The organism is Parabacteroides sp. AM17-47, assembly GCF_003434625.1.
In the GTDB taxonomy this organism is placed as follows: Bacteria; Bacteroidota; Bacteroidia; order Bacteroidales; family Tannerellaceae; genus Parabacteroides; species Parabacteroides distasonis.
Genome location: NZ_QTLI01000062.1, coordinates 1 through 905 on the forward strand (window position 1 = coordinate 1; position 905 = coordinate 905).

The following is a 905-nucleotide window of genomic DNA, read 5'->3' on the forward strand; positions in this document are numbered from 1 at the left end:
ATCAACGATTCGGAAAAATTCATCAAGATTAAAAATCTAAAGACTATTTATCAGGGCAGAGAGATAAATGTTGATGAAGTGGGGGCCAATGATATCGCGATTGTAGAAGATATGGAAGATTTTCGAATCGGAGATTATTTAGGTACTAAACCTTGTTTGATTCAAGGGTTATCTCATCAGCATCCCGCTCTCAAATCCTCCGTCCGGCCAGACAGGTCCGAAGAGAGAAGCAAGGTGATATCCGCTCTGAATACATTGTGGATTGAAGACCCGTCTTTGTCCTTTTCCATAAACTCATATAGTGATGAATTGGAAATCTCGTTATATGGTTTGACACAAAAGGAAATCATACAGACATTGCTGGAAGAACGATTTTCCGTAAAGGTCCATTTTGATGAGATCAAGACTATCTACAAAGAACGACCTGTAAAAAAGGTCAATAAGATTATTCAGATCGAAGTGCCACCCAACCCTTACTGGGCCACAATAGGGCTGACGCTTGAACCCTTGCCGTTAGGGACAGGGTTGCAAATCGAAAGTGACATCTCCTATGGTTATCTGAACCATTCTTTTCAAAATGCCGTTTTTGAAGGGATTCGTATGTCTTGCCAATCTGGTTTACATGGATGGGAAGTGACAGATCTGAAAGTAACTTTTACTCAAGCCGAGTATTATAGCCCGGTAAGTACACCTGCTGATTTCAGACAGCTGACCCCTTATGTCTTCAGGCTGGCCTTGCAACAGTCAGGTGTGGACATTCTCGAACCGATGCTCTATTTTGAGTTGCAGATACCCCAAGCGGCAAGTTCCAAAGCTATTACAGATTTGCAAAAAATGATGTCTGAGATTGAAGACATCAGTTGCAATAATGAGTGGTGTCATATTAAAGGGAAAGTTCCATTAAA

Annotated in this window: 1 pseudogene; it reads left to right on the top strand. The window is 41.2% G+C overall.

The features are described 5' to 3' along the window. Positions 1–905, top strand: a pseudogene (locus DW205_RS21995) (tetracycline resistance ribosomal protection protein); the annotation flags it as partial.